This window comes from Streptomyces sp. NPDC090083 (assembly GCF_044747445.1).
Taxonomy (GTDB): Bacteria; Actinomycetota; Actinomycetes; order Streptomycetales; family Streptomycetaceae; genus Streptomyces.
In genome coordinates this window covers 788374-809771 of sequence record NZ_JBIVED010000004.1, presented here as the reverse complement: position 1 = coordinate 809771, position 21398 = coordinate 788374, and the positions used below count along the sequence as shown (strand labels likewise).

19 protein-coding genes are annotated in these 21398 nt (G+C 71.7%); 14 read left to right on the top strand and 5 right to left on the bottom strand.

The window, feature by feature from the left end; all coding sequences use genetic code 11:
- Positions 1 to 115 precede the first annotated feature (115 nt).
- Positions 116 to 1288, top strand: coding sequence for a thiolase family protein (locus ACIPTO_RS18840; RefSeq protein ID WP_401193399.1), 1173 nt, complete (start codon positions 116 to 118; stop codon positions 1286 to 1288).
- A gap of 15 nt (positions 1289 to 1303) precedes the next feature.
- Here the strand turns inward: ACIPTO_RS18840 and ACIPTO_RS18835 are convergent, their stop codons facing one another.
- Complete coding sequence (locus ACIPTO_RS18835; protein ID WP_401193396.1) at positions 1304 to 2782, bottom strand: aldehyde dehydrogenase family protein; 1479 nt, start codon at positions 2780 to 2782, stop codon at positions 1304 to 1306.
- Positions 2783 to 2969: 187 nt separating this feature from the next.
- Here ACIPTO_RS18835 and ACIPTO_RS18830 point away from each other — a divergent pair, with 187 nt between their 5' ends.
- On the top strand, positions 2970 to 4229 hold the full coding sequence (locus ACIPTO_RS18830; RefSeq protein WP_401193394.1) for an amidohydrolase family protein: 1260 nt from the start codon (positions 2970 to 2972) through the stop codon (positions 4227 to 4229).
- Between the two features lie 78 nt (positions 4230 to 4307).
- Here ACIPTO_RS18830 and ACIPTO_RS18825 read toward each other — a convergent pair whose 3' ends face one another.
- Both ACIPTO_RS18825 and ACIPTO_RS18820 read right to left on the bottom strand, forming a co-directional pair.
- The gene (locus tag ACIPTO_RS18825; RefSeq protein WP_401193391.1) at positions 4308 to 5312 is read right to left on the bottom strand and encodes an LLM class flavin-dependent oxidoreductase; all 1005 of its coding nucleotides are present in this window, start codon (positions 5310 to 5312) and stop codon (positions 4308 to 4310) included.
- A 63-nt stretch (positions 5313 to 5375) separates the two neighbouring features.
- The gene (locus tag ACIPTO_RS18820) at positions 5376 to 6149 is read right to left on the bottom strand and encodes an enoyl-CoA hydratase/isomerase family protein (RefSeq protein ID WP_401193388.1); all 774 of its coding nucleotides are present in this window, start codon (positions 6147 to 6149) and stop codon (positions 5376 to 5378) included.
- 103 nt (positions 6150 to 6252) lie between these two features.
- On the opposite strand from ACIPTO_RS18820, the gene ACIPTO_RS18815 reads away from it, so the two are divergent.
- Genes ACIPTO_RS18815 through ACIPTO_RS18805 form a run of 3 tightly spaced genes read left to right on the top strand, consistent with a single transcriptional unit; the run spans position 6253 to position 9148 of the window.
- The gene (locus ACIPTO_RS18815) at positions 6253 to 6561 is read left to right on the top strand and encodes a hypothetical protein (protein ID WP_366317354.1); all 309 of its coding nucleotides are present in this window, start codon (positions 6253 to 6255) and stop codon (positions 6559 to 6561) included.
- A 41-nt stretch (positions 6562 to 6602) separates the two neighbouring features.
- A complete protein-coding gene (locus ACIPTO_RS18810) occupies positions 6603 to 8123 on the top strand; it encodes a fatty acid--CoA ligase family protein (protein ID WP_401193385.1) in 1521 nt (506 codons plus the stop codon).
- Positions 8120 to 9148, top strand: coding sequence for a phosphotransferase family protein (locus ACIPTO_RS18805; protein WP_401193382.1), 1029 nt, complete (start codon positions 8120 to 8122; stop codon positions 9146 to 9148). The genes ACIPTO_RS18810 and ACIPTO_RS18805 overlap by 4 nt, the downstream gene beginning before the upstream one ends.
- On the opposite strand, the gene ACIPTO_RS18800 is transcribed toward ACIPTO_RS18805, so the two are convergent.
- Both ACIPTO_RS18800 and ACIPTO_RS18795 read right to left on the bottom strand, forming a co-directional pair.
- The gene (locus tag ACIPTO_RS18800; protein ID WP_401193379.1) at positions 9145 to 9921 is read right to left on the bottom strand and encodes an SDR family NAD(P)-dependent oxidoreductase; all 777 of its coding nucleotides are present in this window, start codon (positions 9919 to 9921) and stop codon (positions 9145 to 9147) included. The two genes, ACIPTO_RS18805 and ACIPTO_RS18800, sit on opposite strands and share 4 nt — an antisense overlap.
- Positions 9918 to 11237, bottom strand: a complete 1320-nt coding sequence (locus ACIPTO_RS18795) for an acyl-CoA dehydrogenase family protein (RefSeq protein ID WP_401193376.1) — start codon at positions 11235 to 11237, stop codon at positions 9918 to 9920. The genes ACIPTO_RS18800 and ACIPTO_RS18795 overlap by 4 nt, the downstream gene beginning before the upstream one ends.
- 113 nt (positions 11238 to 11350) lie before the next feature.
- Between ACIPTO_RS18795 and ACIPTO_RS18790 the strand changes: the two genes are divergently transcribed.
- Genes ACIPTO_RS18790 through ACIPTO_RS18750 form a run of 9 tightly spaced genes read left to right on the top strand, consistent with a single transcriptional unit; the run spans position 11351 to position 21390 of the window.
- Positions 11351 to 12583, top strand: coding sequence for a CaiB/BaiF CoA transferase family protein (locus ACIPTO_RS18790; RefSeq protein WP_401193373.1), 1233 nt, complete (start codon positions 11351 to 11353; stop codon positions 12581 to 12583).
- A 40-nt stretch (positions 12584 to 12623) separates the two neighbouring features.
- Entirely contained in the window at positions 12624 to 13823 is a 1200-nt protein-coding gene (locus ACIPTO_RS18785; RefSeq protein ID WP_401193370.1) for a cytochrome P450, read from the top strand.
- Between the two features lie 8 nt (positions 13824 to 13831).
- Positions 13832 to 14305 (top strand): VOC family protein, encoded by a 474-nt coding sequence (locus ACIPTO_RS18780; RefSeq protein ID WP_401193367.1) that lies wholly within the window; start codon positions 13832 to 13834, stop codon positions 14303 to 14305.
- The gene (locus ACIPTO_RS18775; protein WP_401193364.1) at positions 14296 to 15399 is read left to right on the top strand and encodes an acyl-CoA dehydrogenase family protein; all 1104 of its coding nucleotides are present in this window, start codon (positions 14296 to 14298) and stop codon (positions 15397 to 15399) included. The genes ACIPTO_RS18780 and ACIPTO_RS18775 overlap by 10 nt, the downstream gene beginning before the upstream one ends.
- A gap of 29 nt (positions 15400 to 15428) precedes the next feature.
- Positions 15429 to 16973, top strand: coding sequence for a class I adenylate-forming enzyme family protein (locus ACIPTO_RS18770; RefSeq protein WP_401193362.1), 1545 nt, complete (start codon positions 15429 to 15431; stop codon positions 16971 to 16973).
- Positions 16970 to 18226, top strand: a complete 1257-nt coding sequence (locus tag ACIPTO_RS18765; protein ID WP_401193359.1) for a MaoC family dehydratase N-terminal domain-containing protein — start codon at positions 16970 to 16972, stop codon at positions 18224 to 18226. The genes ACIPTO_RS18770 and ACIPTO_RS18765 overlap by 4 nt, the downstream gene beginning before the upstream one ends.
- A 34-nt stretch (positions 18227 to 18260) precedes the next feature.
- Positions 18261 to 19025 (top strand): crotonase/enoyl-CoA hydratase family protein, encoded by a 765-nt coding sequence (locus ACIPTO_RS18760; protein ID WP_401193667.1) that lies wholly within the window; start codon positions 18261 to 18263, stop codon positions 19023 to 19025.
- A 53-nt stretch (positions 19026 to 19078) separates the two neighbouring features.
- Positions 19079 to 20227, top strand: a complete 1149-nt coding sequence (locus tag ACIPTO_RS18755) for a CaiB/BaiF CoA transferase family protein (RefSeq protein ID WP_401193356.1) — start codon at positions 19079 to 19081, stop codon at positions 20225 to 20227.
- Between the two features lie 17 nt (positions 20228 to 20244).
- Positions 20245 to 21390: a thiolase family protein gene (locus ACIPTO_RS18750; protein WP_401193354.1), complete on the top strand. Its 1146-nt coding sequence runs from the start codon at positions 20245 to 20247 to the stop codon at positions 21388 to 21390.
- The last annotated feature ends 8 nt before the right edge of the window (positions 21391 to 21398 follow it).

Sequence of the window (21398 nt, the reverse complement as noted above, 5' to 3'; positions counted from 1 at the left end):
ACAGCCGGTCCATCACACAGGAAGAAGGTATCCTCTATTCGGCGATCGGTCGAGATCCAGGCCCGGATACGGGCATTTTTTCGCACCCAACCGCTAGTTGAGTATCATTAATTGCATGACCGATGCCCTTCTGCTCGCCGCCTGCCGCACCGCGATCGGTACCGCCCGGAGGGGAACGCTGCGGGACACCAGCGCCTTCGACCTCGCCTCCGTCGTCGTGGGCGAGGCGGTGCGGCGCTCCGGGGTTCCGCTCGACCTGATCGACGACGTCGTCCTCGGCGAGACCCTGGCCGGCGGCGGGGACATCGCCCGCCACGCGGCCCTGGACGCGGGGTTGACGCATGTGCCCGGCCTGGCCCACAACCGGCACTGCGCCTCGGGTCTGGCCAGTGTGGCGACGGCCGCCGCGGGCGTACGCGCCGGGATGGACCGCGTGGTCGTGGCCGGCGGGACCCAGTCCTCCTCCACGGCACCCGTGTCCCGGCGCAGGATTCCCGGCACCGACGACTGGCAGGACCCCTGGATGTCGCCCTCGCACACCCCGACCCGCGAGGCGCCCCACGACGACATGGCCACGCTCGTCGGCTGGAACACGGCCCGGCTCACCGGCACCTCCCGTCAGGAGATGGACGGATGGGCGCTGCGGTCGCACCAGCGGGCCGTGCGGGCGATCGACGAGGGGCGGTTCGCCGACGAGATCGTCCCCGTGACGGTCGTCGGCCGCGACGGGACGACGTCGGTGTTCGCCGCCGACGAGCATCCGCGCCGCGACACCAGCGCCGAGAGACTCGCGGCCCTGAAGGTGCTGCACCCCGAGATCGAGGGCTACTCCATCACGGCGGGCAACTCCAGTGGCGTGAACGACGGTTCGGCCGCGGTCGTCGTCGCCTCCGCCGAGGTCGCCGCCGCGCACGGACTCACCCCGCTCGCCACCGTCCGTTCGTGGGCGAGCGTCGGCGTCGACCCCGTGCGGACGGGACTGGCGCCGATCGCCGCCATCCACAAGGCACTTGACCGCGCCGGGCTGCGGATCGAGGACGTCGACCTCTTCGAGATCAACGAGGCCTTCGCGGCGGTGGCCGTCGCCGCCACCCGTGAACTGGGCCTCGACCCCGAGCGGGTCAACCCGTTCGGCAGCGGCTGCAGCCTCGGCCACCCCATCGCCACCACCGGCGCGCGCATGGTCGTCACCCTGGTGCACGAGCTGCGGCGACGCGGGGGAGGAGTGGCGGTCGCGGCCCTGTGCGCGGGCGGCGGGATGGGATCGGCCATGGTGCTCACCGCGTGACGGGCGGGACACGCCTCAGCGCGCGGCCCAACTGACCGTCTTCGTCTGCAGATACTCGTCGAGCCCGAACCCGCCCCACTCCCGGCCGAGTCCGCTCTGCTTGTAACCGCCGAAGGCGGCACGGGGGTTGACACCGGCGCTGCCGCCGTTGATCGTGACCCCGCCGGTGCGGAGCCGGGCCGCCATCTCGTACGCGGCCACGGTGTCGGCGCTCCAGACGGCGCCGCCGAGGCCGTAGGGACTGTCGTTGGCGATGCGCACCGCCTCCTCGTCGGTGCGGAACGGGATGACGACGCCGACCGGTCCGAAGAACTCGGTCCGGGCGATCGTCATCGCGTTGTCCACGGCCGCGAAGAGCGTGGGTTCGAGGAAGTAGCCCCTGCCGAGGCCGTCCGGTCGCCTGCCGCCGCGGACGATCCGCGCGCCCTCCTCCTCTCCGATCCGGATCAGCTTCTCGACCTTGTCGCGCTGGGCCGCGCTGATCAGCGGGCCCATCGTGGTGGCCGGGTCCGTGGGGTCGCCGACCCTGACCCCGGCGAGGGCCGCGCTCAGCCGGTCGACCACCTCGTCGTGGACGGACTCGTGCACGAGGGTGCGGGTCAGCAGGGAACAGCCCTGTCCCGCATGGGTGGTCATCCCCGCCAGCGCGGAGCGGACCGCGCCGTCGAGGTCGCCGTCGGCACGCACGATGTTGGCCGACTTGCCGCCGAGTTCCAGGACGACCTTCTTCATGGAGGCCGCGGCCTGCGCGTACACCGTGCGGCCCACCGTGTCCGACCCGGTGAAGCTGACGAGGTCCACCATCGGGTGGGTGGTCAGCTCCCGGCCGGCCTCGACATCACCGGTCACGATGTTCAGCACGCCCGGCGGCAGCCCGGCCGCGTCGGCGAACTCGCCGAGCAGCAACGAGTCGAGCGGAGTCTGCGGCGCCGCTTTGAGGACGGCGGTGCAGCCCGCGGCCAGCGCGGGGATCACCTTCATCATGCTCAGGAAGAAGGGGAAGTTGTACGCCGAGATCAGCGCGCACACCCCGAACGCCTCGCGGCGCAGCACCCCTTGGAAGATCCCGATGCCCGGCGTGACCGTGGGATCCATCGGGCGCTCCCAGGCGAAGGCCGGGATCACCCGCTCGGCCATGTCCCGCAGATGCGCCACCGGGACCCGGGTCTGGAGCGTCTCCGCCAGTGCCCGCACCGAACCCGCCTCGGCCATGTTGACGGCGACCAGCTCCGGCAGCCGCCTCTCCAACTCCTCGGCCAGGCGCAGCAGAACGGCACCGCGCTCGGCGGGCCTCATCCGCGGCCACGGCCCCTCGTCGAAGGCCCGCCGCGCCGCTTCGACCGCGCGCCGCACATCCGCGGGCGAGGAGTCGGGAACCTCGGCCAGGACCTCCTCCGTCGCCGGATTGCGTACGACGATCCGCGCGTCCGAGGTGCCGTCGGTGTGCAGCCCGTCGATGTAGAGCCGGGAAGAGAGCGAGTACGTCGTCGTCATGTGCCGTCTCCTCAACAGTGTGATCCGTGTTGAGTGTACTGAATTAGGGATGCCGGGTCATGAGTGTGCGTCTTTTATTGACTCGACCGGTCGGTACAGCTAACTTCGCAGATATCTGGGGGTCGGCCTTCTGGCTACGGACGACGGAGTTCGAAGAGAGGTACCGCCTGTGTTCAAGGAATTTGTCGTGTCCGGCGATTCGCACATCATCGAGCCGGTCGATCTGTTCAAGACCCGCCTGCCCAAGCAGCTCCGTGAACGCGCGCTGTGGGAAGAGGAGTTCACCCTCGACGAGCCGATCGTGCCGGGCGGGCACACGGAGTTCAAGAAGCTCCACACCATCGGGTTCGACGGCTGGACCATCTCCAAGTACCGCCAGACCGGCGGGGAGACCCCGGACGGCGATCCCGACCACATCATCCGGGACATGAACTTCGACGGCGTCGACGCCTCGGTCATGTTCCCCAACCTGTCGCTGTTCGTCCTGTTCACGGACGACCACGAGCTGTCGATGGCCCATGCGCGGGTGTGGAACGACTACCTCGTCGAGCGCTACCTCCCCTACAAGGACAGGCTGCGCCCCACGGCCGCGATCCCGATCACGGACGTCCCCGCGGCCGTGGCCGAGATCGAGCGGATCGCGAGGCTCGGCCTCGGCGCGATCCTCCTCCCGGAGATCCCGCCGATGCCGTACTACGCCCGTGACTACGACCCGATCTGGGCCGCCGCCCAGGCGCACGGCCTGCCGGTCTTCATCCATGTCGCCACCGGCGGGGTCAAGGTCAAGCAGGAGATCTCCGGCACGGCGCAGACCGTCCGGGGCCTGATGACGTCCATGAACATGGGCAAGGGCAACCTGACCGACGACATGGTGGCGGGCCGGACCATGGGCTTCGCGGCCGGCGCCGGCGTGGCCGGTCCGCAGGGCATCATCGCCAGCCTGGTCGGCGGTGGAGTCTGCGAGCGCTTCCCCGACCTGCACTTCAACCTGATCGAGTACACCGCGGGCTGGCTGGTCTCCTTCATGGGCTACATGGACAAGGCGTGGAAGACGGGCACCGGCCAGGACCCCGACTGGTGGCTCGGCTTCTGGGACGACAGCCGTCCGGCGACCGAACAGCCCTCCATGGGGCGGCTGTTCGCGATCAACGACAAGTGGCCCTACCCGCTCAAGCCCACCGAGTACGTCCGGCGCCAGATCCACGTGCAGTTCGCCGACGACCCCACGGCCGTCAAGGCCCGCCACATCACCGGCCTGTCGACGGTCATGTGGGGCAACGACTACCCGCACGCGGAAGGCACCTTCCGCAGCAGCGCCGAGTGCATCGCGGAGAACTTCGAGGGCGTGAACGACGAGGACCGGGCGGCCATCCTGGGCGGCACCCTGGCCGACGTCGTGCACTTCGACCGGAGCAGGAAACTCGCCCCGGTCACCGAGAGCGCCTGACGGGAGAAACGGCGTTTCAGGGTACTGAAACGCGACGGCAGCGGCGGGCGGCCCGAGGGTGCCGCCCGCCGCTCCCGCTCATGGCGCGGGCAGTTCGCCGATCAGGGCGAGCGAGGCGCGGGCGTAGGCGGCCCGGCGCCGCGGGCTCACCAGGAAACTCGGGGGCGCGAAATAGCCGACGTCACGGGGCAGCGAACCGGCGCGACGGGCGAGCGTGCCCTTCGCGTCGGCCGTCGTCCCGCACACGGCGATCTCCGTCAGCATCTCGTCGGTGACGGCGGCGGCCATCGCGTCGGTGTCCCCGGCCCGGAACGCCCTGCGCAGCCGGGCCACCGGTCCTTCCCAGCCGTGGTGGGCCACGAACGGGTCGTACGTCCGCACCGTCAGATAGAACGCGATCATGCGCCGGGCGTCGGCGACGGCCCGCTCGGGGGCGGTGTCGTCGACCGCCGTGATGACCCAGCCGTGCTCCAGGAGGGGCTCGGTCCGGCCGGCCTGCGCCGTCCCGTGCCCGGCGGAGGGGCGGACGACGTCCTGCCACCAGGAGCGGGTGAAGAGGCCGTGCCCGATGACGCCGTCGGCCACCCGGCCCGCGGTGGCGGCCATGCGGGTGTTGAACGCGGCGAGCAGGACGGGGATGTCGAGGCGCCCGAGCACGGGGGCGCGGACGTCGGCGTCGATCGAGTGGAACTCGCCCGCGTAGCGGACCTGCTCGCCGTTCTCCGCGCGCAGCCAGGCGCGCACGGCGCCGACGGTCTCCGCGATCCGGGCCACGGGCCGGTCGGCGGGCACGTCCAGCCAGTCGCGGTTGATGCGGAACGCGGCGCTGCCCAGGCCGAGGAAGAGCCGTCCCGGCGCCTGGGCGTGCAGGTGACGCAGCGCGGTGGCGTGCGCGTACGGGGTGCGGGCGAAGGCGTAGGCGATGGCGGGCCCCGCCAGGGCGTGCTCGGAGTGGGCGACGATCTCGGCGAGGGTGAGGTAGGCGTCGTGGTCCACGAACTCGCCGGCGCAGAAGGCGCCCGCGCCGGCCTCCTCGGCCTCATGTGCCACATCCCGGCCCGGCCAGGGCATGCCAAAGCGCATCGGAGCCAGCCCTCCATGGAACTTCGTAAAAAAGGATACTGTTTTATGGAGCGTAGGGGAGCGTCAGCGCAGTGTCCACCGCCCGCGGGGCACCGCCGCGCGGTCCACCTCCGCCTTGCCGACCGGGTTGCCGATCTGGGTGTACGACAGCCCGGTGCGCAGCGCCTGGGTGCGGGTCGCGTCCAGGGACTCCCAGATCGCGCGGACCGTGCCCTGGATCGCGGCGGGCGGCTTGGCCGCGATCATGCGCGCGATCTCGTCCGCCCGGTCCCAGAGTTCGCCGGCCGGCACCACCTCGCTGACCAGGCCGATCTGCAGGGCGCGCGCGGCCGACAGGCGTTCGTCCAGGCCGAGCAGCGCGATGCGCAGGGTCTCGCCGAGCGGGATGCGGCGGGCCAGCCCGATCGGTTCGAGCGCCGCGGTCAGCCCGTAGCTGACGTGGGGGTCGAAGAAGGTCGCGTCCTGCGAACAGATCAGGATGTCGGCCTCGTTGAGCCAGTAGAACGCGCCGCCTGCCGCCATCCCGTGCACCGCACAGACCAGCGGTTTCCACACCTGGTTCAGCTTCGGCGACAGGAACGCGCCCGGGTCGGTCTGCGACCACGCGTTGGGATGCCGGTCGATGCCCTCCTTCACGTCCATGCCGGTGCTGAAGGCCCGGTCGCCCGAGCCGCGCAGTACGACGACACGCACCTCGTCGTCGGTCCTGACCCGGTCCCACAGTGCGGAGAAGTCGTCCAGCATCGGCTGGTTGAAGCTGTTCATGGCCTGCGGCCGGTCCAGGGTGATGGTGGCCACATGATCGGTCACCTCGAACAGGACGGTCTTGAGTTCCATCCGTCGACTCCGTTCCTCATCTCGACGCGATCGAGGTAAGTAGTATACTTTTTTCTGGTCTTCGGGCGCCCTGGACGGAACGAGATCCGCGGAGGAACCTGCGATGAGGCCACGAGTGGGACAGATGCTCGCCAGCACGGTGGACACCACGGCGGTGATCGTCGTGCGGTGCCCGGACGGCGAGGTGGACATCGCCTGCGGCGGTGCCGCGATGACCGAGGCGACCGCGCCGGGCACCGCCACCGGCACCCCCGACCCCGACCTGATGGACGGCACCCTGCTCGGCAAGCGCTACGCCGACGAGGAACTGGGCCTCGAACTCCTCTGCACGAAACAGGGCGAGGGCACCCTCGCGGCCAACGGCGTCCCCCTGCCGGTGAAGAGCGCCAAACCACTGCCGGCCTCGGACTGACGGACGGAAAAAGCGACCGACGGGAAGCGGGAAGCGCGCCGATGAACGTCTCGATGATCCTGGACATGGCCGCCGACGGATTCGGCGACCGGGTGGTGATCGGACCCGCACAGGACGGCCTCACCCCCGTACGACTCCGCGAACTGGCTGTCGGCGGGGCCCGGTTGGTGCGTGCGGCCGACGCCGACGCGATCCTGTACCTGGCCACGAACGGCCCCGCCTTCGCGGTCGCCCAGTTCGCCGCCGCCCGCGCCGAGGTCCCCCTCGTCCCGGTCAACTACCGCCTGGGCGACGAACAGTTGGACGCCCTGCTCGCCAACCACCCGCACGCCCTGGCCATCGCCGCCCCCGACCAGGACGCGGCCCTGCGCCGAGCCGGACTGCCGGTGCACCGCCCGGCGGCCTGGCTCGCGGAGGCCGCCGCGCACACCCGCGGCGACGGCGGCCACGAACCGCCGCCGTCACCCGGCACCCCGGCCGTACTGATCTACACCAGCGGCACCACCTCCGCCCCGAAGGGCGTGATCCTCCGCCACCACAACCTCGTCTCCTACGTGCTCGGCACGGTGGAGTTCGGCGCGGCCGACCCCGCCGAGGCGGCGCTGATGTCCGTGCCGCCGTACCACATAGCCGCCGTCTCGAACGTGCTCACGAACCTCTACGCCGGGCGGCGCACCCTCACCCTCGACCGGTTCACCCCCGAGGGCTGGCTCGCCCTCGTCCGGGAGCAGCGGATCACCCACGCGATGGTGGTCCCGACCATGCTCGCCCGGATCATGGACACGGACGGCCTCGACCGCTCGGTGCCCGCACTGCGCTCGCTCGCCTACGGCGGCGCCAGGATGCCGGTGCGGGTGATCGAGACGGCGCTGCGCGCCTGGCCGGCGGTGGACTTCGTCAACGCCTACGGCCTGACGGAGACGTCGTCCACCGTCGCGGTCCTCGGCCCGGACGAACACCGGGCGGCGGTCGCGAGCGGCGACCCGGTGGTGCGCGCCCGGCTGGGCTCGGCGGGGCGGCCGGTGCCGGGCATCGAGCTCGAAGTCCGCGACGGGAGCGGCGCGTTGCTCGGCGCGGGCGAGACCGGGCAGATCTGGGTGCGCGGCGAGCAGGTCTCGGGGGAGTACGCGGGACAGGGCTCCGCGGTCGACGAGCGGGGCTTCTTCCACACCCGCGACCGGGGCCGCCTCGACGCCGACGGCTTCCTCCACGTCGAGGGCCGGTCCGACGACACGATCATCCGGGGTGCGGAGAACATCGCGCCCGCCGAGATCGAGGACGTCCTGCTGCGGCACCCTGACGTGCTCGACGCCGTCGTGGTCGGCGTGCCGGACGAGGAGTGGGGACAGCGCGTCGAGGCCGTCGTCGTCGCACGCGACGGAGCCGAGACAGACGCCGGAGCACTGCGCGCCGCCGTACGCGGCACCCTGCGCGGTGCGAAGACCCCGGACCGCATCACGTACTGGACCGAACTCCCGCGCACGGTGACCGGCAAGCTGATCCGCCGCGACATCGTGACGGCACTGACCGCGTCCGCGGACGGGACGAAAGGGCAGCCATGAGCGTCGCCGCCACCAACAGCCCCTCCCCGACAGGAGAGTTGGCGGAGCGCACGGCCGCCGCGGTCGGCGGCTGGATTCCCGGGGCCACGGTGGACGGCGTCGAACCGCTCACCGGCGGTACGTCGAGCCTGACGTACGTCGCCGCTCTCTCGGGTGTCCCGGCCGGCTACGAACGCGTCGTCCTCAAGGTGGCTCCTCCCGGACTGCCCCCGGTCCGCAACCGGGACGTGCTGCGCCAGGCCCGGCTGATGGCGGCCCTGGCCGGACAGCCCGGCGTACGGGTACCGAAGGTGCTGTTCCGCGACGCGGGCGCGCCTCCGACGGTCCAGCCCTTCGTGGCGATGGAACTCGTACCCGGCGCATGCGTGGAACCGGTGCTCGTGCCCCGCGGCACCCTCCCGCCGGACCAGGTGCGCTCCCGCGCCCTCGACGCCGCCCGGATGCTCGCCGACCTGCATCGCGTGGACCCCCGGCGCACGGCGCTCGCCGCGGAACCGGCGGTCACCCTGCACGCCGAGATCGACCGCTGGACCCGCGCGTTCGGCACCGTCCCCGACGATCTACGCACCGGCCACGAGACGGTCGCGGAGCGGCTGCACGCCACGGTGCCCGCCGCCCTGACACCGGTGTTCACCCACGGCGACTACCGGCTCGGCAACACCCTCTGCGAGGCCGGCGCGGTGACGTCGATCATCGACTGGGAGATCTGGTCGCTCGGCGATCCCCGGGTCGACATGACCTGGCTGACCTTCTTCACCGACGAGGCCCGCCATCCCGCCGCCCCGTCGGACGAGCCGACCGGTATGCCCTCCGGGGCCGAACTCGTCGACGCCTACGAGCGGGCGCGGGGCGAACCGCTGCGGGACCTGTGGTGGTTCGAGGCGCTCACCCGGTACAAGGAGTCGGCCGCGACCGCGCTGCTGATCAAGCGGGGCCGGAAGGCCGGGCAGGTGACCGACATGCACCGTCGGATGCTGCCCGCGCTTCCCGAACTGCTCGACGGGGCACTGGAGTTGCTCGGCTAGTACAGTCCGCCGTCCACTCGGATCAGCGCCCCCGTCGTATAGCTGGACGCGTCGCTCGCCAGGTACAGCGCGGTGCTGACGATCTCCTCCGGCTGCCCGGGGCGGCCGATCGCGCTCCGCGCGGTCCGGCGTTTCTCCGCCGCCCAGGACGTGGAGACGTCCGTGAGGAAGGGACCGGCCGAGATCGTGTTGACCCGGACGGCCGGGCCGTACTCCAGGGCGAAGACCGTGGTCAGGGCGTTGAGCGCGGCCTTGGCGCCGGCGTAGGGCCCGAAGCGCGGCTGGGGCATCAGGGCACCGGAGGAGGAGACGTTGATGATCGAGCCGCCGTCCCCGTCGGCCATCCGCCGCCCGATCAACGAGGCCAGGCGGAACGGGCCCTTGAAGTTCACGCCGATCACTTTGTCGAACAGTTCCTCGCTGGTGTCGGCCGAGGACGGGGCGAGCGGGGACATGCCGGCGTTGTTGACCAGGACGTCGACCTTCCCGAACTCCTCGTAGGCCGCGTCGGTGAGGCGCGCCAGGTCGTCCCAGTGGCCGACGTGCGCGGGGACCGGCAGGGCGCGGCGGCCGAGGGCGCGGATCTCGGCCGCCACGGTCTCGCACGCCTCGCCCTTGCGGCTGGCGATCACCACGTCGGCGCCCGCGGTGGCGAAGGCGCGCACCATCGCGAGGCCCAGGCCCCGGCTGCCGCCGGTGACGAGGGCGACCTTGCCGGTGAGGTCGAACAGGTCGGCCGGGGCAAGGGACTTGGTGTCGCGCCCGGCGCTCATGCCTGCACCCGGCCCGTGAGGCTGTCGTCGTCGATGACATGGGCGTAGCGCTTGCGGGCGGCCTCCAGCTTCGGCGGGATGTGCTCACTGGGGAACAAGCCCTCGGCCGGGCGCCGGTTCCTCAGCAGTTGTCTCGCGATCGTGGTGCGGTGGACCTCGGTGGGGCCGTCGGCGAGGGCGAGGTTCGGCGCGGCCATCCACCAGGCCGCGAGCGGGAGTTCGTTGGTGGTGCCGAGCGAGCCGTGCAGATGCAGGGCGCGCTGTATGACGTCGTGCAGCACCTTCGCCGTCTGGACCTTGCACATCGCGATCTGGGTGCGGGCCGCGCCGTGCGGCTGGGTGTCGATGATCCAGGCGGTGTGCAGCACCAGCAGCCGGAACTGCTGCAACTCCACCCAGGAGTCCGCGATGAACTGCTGCACCGCCTGCTTCTCGGCGAGAAGAGTGCCCTGAGTCCGGCGGGACAGCGCACGCTCGCACATCATGTCGAAGGCGCGGGCGCACTTGCCGACGGTCCGCATCGCGTGGTGCACCCGGCCTCCGCCGAGCCGGGCCTGGGCGACCTGGAAGCCCTCGCCGGGGCCGCCGAGCATGGCGTCGAGCGGGACCCGCACCTGGTCGTAGCGGATGTAGGCGTGGATGCCCTCGTCGAGGGAGTCGCGCTCGTCCATCGTGCCGACGTTGCGCTTGATCTCGATGCCGGGCGTCTCCGCCGGGACGATGAACATCGACATCCGGGCGTGCGGCGCGGCGTCCGGGTCGGTGACGGCCATGACGATGAGGAAGGACGCGTACCGCGCGTTGGAGGAGAACCACTTCTCCCCGTCGATCACCCACGCGTCCCCGTCGCGCCGGGCCCGGCACACGAACTCCTTCGGATCGGCTCCGGCCTGCGGTTCCGTCATCGAGAAGGTGGAGACGATGTCCCCGTCGAGCAGGGGCCGCAGATAGCGCGCCTTCTGCTCGTCGGTGCCGAACATCGCCAGGATCTCGGCGTTTCCGGTGTCCGGGGCCGCGGTGCCGAAGACGGTCGGGGCCCAGTAGGAGCGGCCGAGGATCTCGTTGAGGTAGGCGAGCTTCACCTGGCCGTAGCCCGCGCCGCCGAGTTCGGCGCCGAGATGGCAGGCCCACAGGCCCTGGGCCCGGACCTGTTCCCGGAGCGGTCGGAGGATCGCGCGCGCCTTCTCGTTGCGCGTGTCGTACGGGTCGCCGCTGTGCGGGAACAGCAGATCGAGCGGCTCGACCTCCTCCCGTACGAAGGCCGTCGCCCAGTCCAGCTTGGCCTGGAACCCGGGTTCGATCGAGAAGTCCAGCATCGGCCCTCCGGAAGGTGCGGGTCGGTCGGTGACGGCAAAACAGTATACTTTTTAGCGGGGTTCGGTCCATACTCGGAGCGCGTGACGGCGGAATGAGTATGAGGAGTTGGTCGATGCGCAGGCCGATGGAGGGCGTACGCGTTCTCGAAGTAGCCCAGTTCACCTTCGTCCCGGCGGCGGGCGCCGTGCTCGCGGACTGGGGCGCCGACGTGATCAAGATCGAACACGCCGAACGCGGCGACGCCCAGCGCGGGTTGGTCCGGGTCCTCGGCTACGAGGCCGCCAGCAAGGGGTCCTCGTTCTTCCCCATAGTCGAGGGCCCCAACCGGGGCAAGCGCAGCGTCGGCCTCGCCCTGGAGAAACCCTCCGCCCGCAAGGTGTTCGAGGACCTCGTCCGCGCCAGCGATGTCTTCCTCACGAACTTCCTGCCCGAGGCACGCGTGAGACTGCGCATGGACGTCGAGGACATCCGCGCGGTCAACCCGGACATCATCTACGTGCGCGGCAGCGGCTTCGGACCTCGGGGTGACGAGGCCACCAAGGGCGGCTACGACAGCACCGCCTTCTGGGCACGCGGCGGCAGCGCCGCCGGCGTCACCCCGCAGGGCGCGGACCGGATGACCCGCATGCCCGCCGGAGCCTACGGCGACTCGATGGGCGGGATGACCATCGCCGGTGGCATCGCCGCCGCCCTCTACTCCCGCGCGACGACCGGCGAACCGTCCGTCGTGGACGTGTCGTTGCTCGGCGTCGGCGCCTGGGCCACCCAGTTCACGGTCAACCTGGCGCTGATGAACGGCGGCCCGCTCCCGGTGAACGTCCAGCCCCGGCACGGATCGCGCACCAACCCGCTCATCGGCGCCTACCTCACCGCGGACGGACGCTGGATCGAACTGTCGATGCTCCAACCCGGCCGCTACTGGGCCGAGTTCTGCAAGCTCGCCGGCCGCGAGGAACTGGGCACCGACGAACGCTTCGACAGCACCGAGAAGCTGATGGCCAACGCGGCCGAGGCCGCCGGCATCGTCGCCGGTCTCCTCGCGTCCCGCCCCTACGCCGAGTGGGTCGAGATCCTCTCCCGGGGAGAGGGCCAGTGGGCGGCCGTGCAGAACGCCTGGGAGGTCGGCCAGGACACCTCGCTGCGCGCCAACGGGCTCATCGCACCGGTCGTCGACGCCGACGGCGTGGACCGTGAACTCGTCGCCAGCCCTGTCCAGTTCGACGAGACACCGGTCGGCCTGACGAGGGCGCCCCAATTCGCGGAGCACACCGACGAGGTCCTGCGCTCGCTCGGCCTCTCCGACGAGGAGCTGATCGCGCTGAAGATCGACGGTGCGGCGACATGAAGGCCGCAGGACACGAACGGACCGTGCGGAAGGAGCCGTCATGAGCGCGCCCCTCGAACCCGACGGGACCCACCGGGGCGTCCCTGCCTACGACTTCGACAACCGCCTCGGCGGCCCGGTCCTCAGCCATCAGGAACGCTGGGACGAGATGGCCCGCACCCACACCGGGTTCCGCAGCACCATCGCGCGCGGCTACTGGGTCGTCACCGAGGGCGAGGCCGTGCAGAAGGCCCTCCAGGACTGGCGGACCTTCTCGAACACCTCCGTGACGGCGCTCGACCCCGACCCCGCGTTCCTGTGGATCCCCGAGATGCTCGACCCGCCCCGGCACACCGCGTGGCGGAAGCTGCTGGGCAGCGCCTTCTCGCCCAAGACCGTCGCCGCCCGGGAACCGGAGATCCGGGAGGTCGCCTCCGGTCTCGTCGACGAGCTGAAGGACAGGGGACGCGCCGACGTCCTCGACGCGTTCGCCCGCCGCTTCCCGACCCTGATCTTCATGCGTCTGATGGGACTGCCCGAGGAGGACCTCGCGCGGTTCCTCGACTGGATCCACGAGCTGCTGCACCTGTCCCACCGTGAAGACCCGCACGGCGAGCGGCAGTTGAGCGCCATGCGCGCCGTGTCGGAGTACTTCGACGAACAGATCGCCGTCCGGCGCGACGCGCCACGCGACGACCTGCTGTCCCGCGCGATGACCTGGACGATCGACGGCGAACCGATCAGCGACCGGGACATGCACGCCTTCTGCGTCCTGCTGTTCCAGGCCGGCTTCGACACCGTCCCGATCTCCATCGGCTGGGCCCTCTACCACTTCGCCACGCATCCCGAACAGCGAAGGGCGATCGTCGGGAACCCCGCGCTGATCCCCACCGCGGTCGAGGAGATCCTGCGCGTCTACTCGTTCGTCGTGCCCGCCCGCAAGGCGACCCAGGACGTCGAGATCGGCGGCTGCCCGGTCAGGGCGGGGGAGATGGTGATGCTCCCGCTCGCGGTCAGCAACCGCGACCCCGAACGCTTCGAGCGCCCCCTCGACGTGGACCTGGGACGGAAGGCCGGCAACCACATCGCGTTCGGCTCCGGCCCGCACCGCTGCCTGGGCTCGCACCTCGCCCGCCTCGAACTCACCGTGGCCGTCGCGGAATGGCACCGGCGCATCCCCGACTACCGGATCACCCCCGGCCAGGACCTCGAACAGCACGGCAACATGTACGGCATCAAGCAGCTCCGGCTGGAGTGGTGAGCGCCCCCATGACACCGCCGCTCAGCCCGACAGACCTGTACCACACGGGAATCGTCGTCCCCGACATCGAGGCCTGGAAGACCCGGCTGACCGAGGTCGCGGGCCACCGCTGGACCGACACCATGGCCGCCGACCTCCCGGTCCGTCTCGCCGACGGCGAGCGTGTGCTCCCGCTGCGCTACGCGTACTCACTCGACGCCCCGCACATCGAACTCGTGCAGGAGATCCCGGGGACACCGTGGACACCCGCCGCACATCTCGCCACCCACCACCTCGGCTACTTCTGCGACGACCTGGAGACCACCTCCGCACGGCTGGAGAAGGCGGGTTTCCCGCTGGAGGCCTGCGCGACGGCCGACGGCTCGATGTCGGTCTTCGCCTACCACCTCGACCCCTGGGGCGTCCGCATCGAGATCGTGGACCGTACCCGCATCCCCGACTTCCCCGCCTATCTCCGCTCCAAGGCACCGCAGTGGCACTGACGTTCACCGAGGAGCAGGAACAACTCCGCGCGACATTGCGGCGGTTCCTCGCCGACAAGGCGCCGAGTGCGGCGGTGCGCCGCGCGATGGACTCCGCCGAGGGGTACGACCGCCGGCTCTGGCGACAGATGGCGGACCAACTGGGCCTGCACGCAGTCGCCTTGCCCGAGGCGTACGGCGGCTCCGGCGGCGGCCCGGTCGAGTTGGGCATCGTACTGGAGGAACTGGGACGGGTCCTGCTGCCGTCGCCGTACTTCGCGACCGTGGCCCTCGCCGGCCAGGCCCTCGCGGCCTCGAACGACGAGACGGCGAAGGCACGTTGGCTGCCCAGGATCGCCGACGGCTCGATGACGGCCACGCTGGCGCTCACGGAGATGAGCGGGTCCCCGCATCTCGACGACGTGGAGACGACGGCCGCGCACGGGACCGTGTCGGGCACCAAGATGTTCGTCGTCGACGGCCACACCGCCGACCTGATCCTCGTCGTGGCGCGCACCGGCCCCGGCATCGGACTGTTCGCCGTCGACGCGGACGCTCCCGGGGTCGGAATCACCCGGCTGGAGACCCTCGACCCGACCCGGCGGCTGGCACGCGTCGACCTCGACGCCGCCCCCGCGTACCGGGTCGGCCCCGACGGCGACGCGTCCGCCCGGCTGCGGACCGTGCTCGACCTGGCGGCCGTGGCACTCGCCGCCGAGCAGGTCGGCGGAGCGCAGGCCTGTCTGGACGCGGCCGTGGCGTACGCGAAGGTCCGGGTCCAGTTCGGGCGGCCGATCGGGTCGTTCCAGGCGGTCAAGCACATGTGCGCCGACCTGCTGGTCCAGGTCGAGGGCGCCCGCTCGGCGGCCTACCACGCGACGACCGTGGCCGCCGAGGGCTCGTCCGGACTCCCGGTCTCCGCCGCGCTGGCCGCGGCCTGCTGTGCGGACGCCTTCACCCACGCGGCCCAGCAGAACATCCAGATCCACGGCGGCATCGGCTTCACCTGGGAGCACGACGCGCACCTGTATCTCAAACGCGCGAAGTCGTCGGAGCAGTTGTTCGGGGGACCGGCGACACACCGGGCCCGGTTGGCCGACCTGGTCGGAATCTGAGACCGGCGTCCTGTCGAAAGGCTGATCACGTGGGAATCCGCGACCGCCTGTCCCGCCTGCTGGCCGAAGCGCCCGCGGCCGCCGAGGCGATCGAGTACGACCAGTGCTGGTGGACCTGGGGGCAGGTCCAGCGGACCGCGAAGGAGCTCCACGAGACGCTCGACGCGATGGGCCTGCACGCCGGAGCCCGCGTCGGCGTCGTCCTGGAGAACCGGCCCGAACACGTCGCCGTGGTCGCCGCGGTCATCGCCTCCGGACGCTGCCTGGTCATGCTCAGCCCGCTCCAGCCCGCCGCACGCCTCGCAGCAGACCTCACCGGCTGCGCGCCGCCCGTCGTGGTGGCCGGAGCCGAGGTTCTGGCCCGCGAGGGCGTCCTCGACGCCGTGACCACGCACGGAGCAGCCCTCGAACTCGGCGCCGACGGCACTCCGCGTCCCCTCGGCGGCACGGCACCGGCCGAGGCCTCCGCCCGCCCGGGCATCGCGGTGGAGATGCTCACCTCCGGCACCACCGGCCCCCCGAAACGCGTCCACCTGCGCATCGGCCAGCTCGACCAGGCCCTCGTCTCCGGCGGGCAGACCCCGAAGCCGACCAGGCTGCTGTCCGAATCCGCGTCCCTCGTGGCCACACCGCTCGTGCACATCGGCGGACTGTGGCGCGCGCTGGCCTGCCTCGCCACCGGACGCCGCATGCTGCTGATGCCGAGGTTCGCCGTCGAACCCTGGGCCGCTGCCGTCGAACGCCACCGGCTGCGCGCGGCGAGCCTGGTACCGGCCGCGCTGCGCGCCGTACTCGACGCGCCCGTACCGCGGGAACGACTAGCGACCCTCCAGGTCGTCACCTCGGGCACGGCACCCTGCCCGCCCGAACTCGCCGACGCCTTCTACCGGACCTACGGCATCCCCGTCCTGATGACCTACGGCGCGACGGAGTTCGCCGGGGCCGTCGCCGGCTGGACCCTGCCGCTGCACGACCGCTGGTGGCGGCGCAAGGCGGGCAGCGCCGGACGCGCCTTCGCGGGCGTCGAGTTGAGGGTGACCGGCGACGACGGAGCCGAACTGCCGGCCGGTCGGACCGGACGCCTCGAAGTACGCACCGAGCAGAGCACCCACGGCGGTCGCACCTGGGTGCGGACCAGCGACCTGGCCCGGATCGACGCCGACCGCTTCGTGTGGATCGAGGGCCGCGCCGACGACGCGATCATCCGCGGCGGCTTCAAAGTACGGCCGGAGACGGTCAAGCGCGTCCTGGAGACCCATCCGGCCGTACGCGAGGCGGCGGTCGCCGGGCTGCCCGACCCGAGGCTGGGCGAAGTGCCGGTCGCCGCCGTCGAGTTGGGGCCAGGACAGCCCGCTGTCGACCCGGCCGAACTGACCGCCCTGTGCCGGGGTCGGCTCACTCCGTACGAGGTGCCGGCCCACATCGTCGTCGTCGACGAACTGCCCCGCACACCGTCGAGCAAGGTGAGCCGCGTCGAACTGCTCGACCTCGTAAGGGCACGGAGCGCCGAGCAGGCCGAGGCCCCACCCGGCGAAGAACGAACTGCCATGAGCAGCACAGAGGTTGAGCGGTGAGCGGCACCGGAGAGAAGGCGGCCGAGCGGTTCGGCATGCTGACGGACGAGGCGGTCGAACGCTCCCGGCAACGCCTCGGCGTACCCCAGCCGCAGCACAACCCGCCCCACAACCACGAGGTCACCTGGGACGGCTCGCGCCACTTCGCCTACGGCTACGGCGACGCCAACCCGCTCTACTGCGACCCCGCGTACGCGGCGGAGACCCGCTGGGGTGCCCTCGTCGCACCCCCGACCTTCCTCTACACGATGGGGGAGGACGCGGCCCCGGCACCGGACCCGGAGACCAGGGCACTCCTCAAGGGCGACCCTTTCGCGGGCCTCGGTTCCTACCAGGCGGTGATGGAGTTCGAGTGGTGGCGACCGCTGCAACTAGGCGACCGCTGCCGGGTGTTGCAGACCCAGGTCGGGGTGCGGCTCAAACAGAGCAGCTTCGGCGGACGCACGGCACACGTCGTCCGCGACTACCTCTACGCCAACGGGCGCGGCGAGATGCACGCCCTGCGGCGCGGCACCTGGATCAACGCCGAGCGGCACACGTCGAGGAAGCGGGCCAAGGAGGCACGCGAACAACCGCCGTACACGCCCGGCCAACTCGCCGAGATCGACGCGGCGTACGCCGCCGAGACCCGGCGCGGCGCCGAACCCCGCCACTGGGAGGACGTCGAGATCGGCGACGTCCTGCAACCCCGGGTGAAGGGCCCGCTGACCACCACGGACGTGATCGTCTGGCATCTCGGCTGGGGCATGCAGCTCACTCCGCCCGGCGCGTTCGGCATCGCGGCGGCCGTACGGCGCAAAGCGCCCGGACTCTACCCGCCCAACCGGCTGGGCGTCCCCGACACCGTGCAGCGCCTGCACTGGGAACCCGAACGGGCCCGCGAGCTGGGCCTTCCCCATCCCTACGACTACGGCGGGATGCGCGAGACCTGGCTCTGCCATCTGCTCACCGACTGGATCGGCGACGACGGCTGGCTGTGGCAACTCCGCTGCGAACACCGCAAGTTCAACTACCTCGGCGACACCACGTGGGTGCGCGGCACGGTCGTCGACAAGCGACGGGTGGACGGGCGGGCCGAGGTGCACATCGAGGTGCGCTGCGAGAACCAGCGCGGCGAGGTCACCACACCGGGAACGGCGGTCGTGCTCCTGCCGACCAGGGACCGCGCCGTCGAACTCCCCGTGCCACCGGCCGAGGACCTGGACGGCATGGTCGCCCACGAACTGGAGCGGTTCGCGGTCGGCGGCAGGTGAAGGGCAATCGAGGATGACGACTCAGGAGGCAAGGGTGTCGGACGAGGTGCTGGTGGAACGCCGGGGCGCGGTCCAGGTCATCACGATCAACCGTCCCGCGGTGAGGAACGCGCTGGACGCCGGGGTGGCCGCGGGTGTCGCCGCCGCCGTGGACGAACTGGACGAGACGGACGACCTGCGGGTCGGCGTGCTCACCGGCGCGGGCGGCACGTTCTCGGCGGGGATGGACCTCAAGGCGTGGCTGCGCGGCGAGAGCCCCGCGATCGAGGGCCGCGGACTGTGCGGGATCACCATCACCCCGCCCCGCAAACCGCTGATCGCCGCCGTCGAGGGCTGGGCGCTGGCCGGCGGCTTCGAGCTCGTCCTCGCCTGCGACCTCGTCGTGGCGGCCCGCTCGGCGCGGGTCGGCGTGCCGGAGGTCAAGCGGTCCCTGGTCGCGCGGGCCGGGGCCGCGCTGCGCCTGCCCGGGCGCATCCCGTACGCCGTCGCGCTGGAGCTGCTGCTGACCGGCGAGCCGATCACCGCCGAACGGGCGGCCGAGGTCGGACTGGTCAACCGGCTCACGGACGAGGGCGGCGCGCTCGCCGGCGCCCTGGAACTGGCCGGCACGATCGCGGCGAACGGCCCGCTCGCCGTCGCCGCGACCAAGCGGATCGCGCACTCCGCCGCCGACTGGACGTCGGAGGAGGGCTGGACCCGGCAGGCCGAGATCGCCTCGCCGGTGTTCTCGTCCGAGGACGCGCGGGAAGGGGCCGCCGCGTTCGCCGAGAAGCGCCCGCCGGTCTGGCGCGGACGCTGAGGACGCCGCAGCGCGATGAGTGACCTCGATGGGGGCCGTCAGGGAGGGTGTCGATGACCTCAGGACCGCTGGCCGGATGCCGTGTGGTCGAACTCGGTGGCATCGGTCCGGGACCGTTCGCCGGCATGTTCCTCGCCGATCTCGGCGCGGAGGTCGTCCGGGTGGACCGGCCCGAGCGGGCCGACGAACCCGACGCGGGCGGCCCCGCGGACGTCCTCAACCGTGGCAAGCGGTCGGTCGTCCTCGATCTCAAGCACCCGGCAGGACCCGCCGCACTCCTCGAACTCGCCGCGCGCGCCGACGTGTTGATCGAGGGCTTCCGGCCCGGCGTGACCGAACGGCTCGGCATCGGACCACACGCCTGCCTGGCCCGCAACCCCCGGCTCGTCTACGGCCGGATGACCGGCTGGGGCCGGACCGGACCCCTCGCGGAGACCGCGGGACACGACCTCACCTACATCGCCCTCACCGGCGCGCTCGGCGCGATCGGGGACGCGGCCGGTCCACCGCAGATACCGCTCAACCTCGTCGGCGACTTCGGAGGCGGCGGCTGCTACCTCGTGATCGGTGTGCTGGCGGCCCTGCATGCCGTAGGACGCACGGGAGTCGGCCAGGTCGTCGACGCGGCGATCGTCGACGGGACCGCCCACCTTCTCGCGAGCACCTTCGGCAAGCTCGGGCGCGGCGCGTGGACCGACGAGCGCGGCATCAACCAACTCGACGGCGGCTGGCCGTTCTACGCCGTCTACGGGACCAAGGACGGCCGCCACATGGCGGTCGGCGCCCTGGAACCGAAGTTCTACCGGTGCCTGATCGACCTGCTGAAGCTCGACGTCGACCCGGAGCGCCAGCACGACCGGACCACCTGGCCGGACATGCGCCGCCGGCTGACCGAACGCTTCGCGGAACGCACCCGTGACGAATGGGCCGCCCTGTTCGCGGGGACCGACGCCTGCGTCGCCCCCGTCCTCGGCCTCACCGAGGCGGCGGCCCATCCCCAACTGGCCGAACGTCGCAGCCTGTTCACCCGCGACGGGGTGGTCCAGCCCGGCGCGGCACCGCGCTTCTCGGCGACACCGTCGAGCCCCGGACCGGCAGCACCGCCCGTCGGCGCCGACACACGCGCCGTCCTCCGGGACTGGCTGATCGCCGGTGCCGACGAGTTCGTCGAGAGCGGCGCCGCCGTCCAGTTCCCCCACTGACCCGAGAGGACCCTGCCATGCCCGAAGCCGTCATCGTCGACGCCGTCCGCACCCCCATCGGCAAGCGCAACGGCTCCCTGGCCGCGGTGCACGCGGCGGACCTGTCCGCGCATGTGCTCACCGCCCTTGTGGAGCGCACCGGCATCGACCCCGGCACCGTCGACGACGTGATGTGGGGCTGCGTCACCCAGATCGGCGATCAGTCGAGCAACATCGCCCGGTTCGCCGCACTCGCGGCGGGCTGGCCCGAGCATGTGCCCGGAGTGACGATCAACCGGGCCTGCGGTTCGAGTCAGCAGGCCGTCGACTCTGCCGCGCACGCCGTGATGGCCGGGCAGTACGACCTGGTGGTGGCGGGAGGCGTGGAGACCATGACCAGGGTCCCGCTCGGCTCGCACCGCACCACCGGACAGCCGTACGGACCCGCGGTGCTGGCCCGCTACGACGGGTTCCGGTTCAGCCAGGGTGTCGGAGCCGAGCTGATCTCCGAGCGGTGGGGGCTCAGCCGGACCCGGCTCGACGAGTTCGCGTCCGCGTCGCACGCCAAGGCCGCGGCGGCGATCGACTCGGGGATCTTCGACGACCACGTGGTGCCGCTCGTCGTCGACGGCACCAAGGTCACCGTCGACGAGGGCCTGCGGCGCGGCACGTCGGTCGAGACCCTCGCGAAGCTCAAGCCGTCGTTCAAGGAGGACGGCGTGATCCACGCCGGGAACGCCTCGCAGATCTCCGACGGCGCCGCCGCCCTGCTCATCACCACCCCCGAACGGGCCCGGGAGCTGGGCCTCAGGCCGATCGCGCGCTACCACTCGGGCGCGGTGAGCGGCGCGGACCCGGTCATGATGCTCACCGGCCCGATCCCCGCGACCGAGAAGGTGCTGCGCCGCTCCGGCCTGACCATCGACGAGATCGGCGCGTACGAGGTCAACGAGGCGTTCGCGCCGGTGCCGTTGGCGTGGCTGGCCGAGACCGGCGCCGACCCGGAGCGGCTCAACCCGCTCGGCGGCGCCATCGCGGTCGGTCACCCGCTCGGCGGTTCCGGCGCCATCCTGATGACCCGGCTGCTCGCCCGGATGCGCCAACGGAGCCTGCGCTACGGCCTGCAGACGATGTGCGAGGGCGGCGGCACCGCGAACGCCACCGTCATCGAACTGCTCCTGTGACGTGTTCC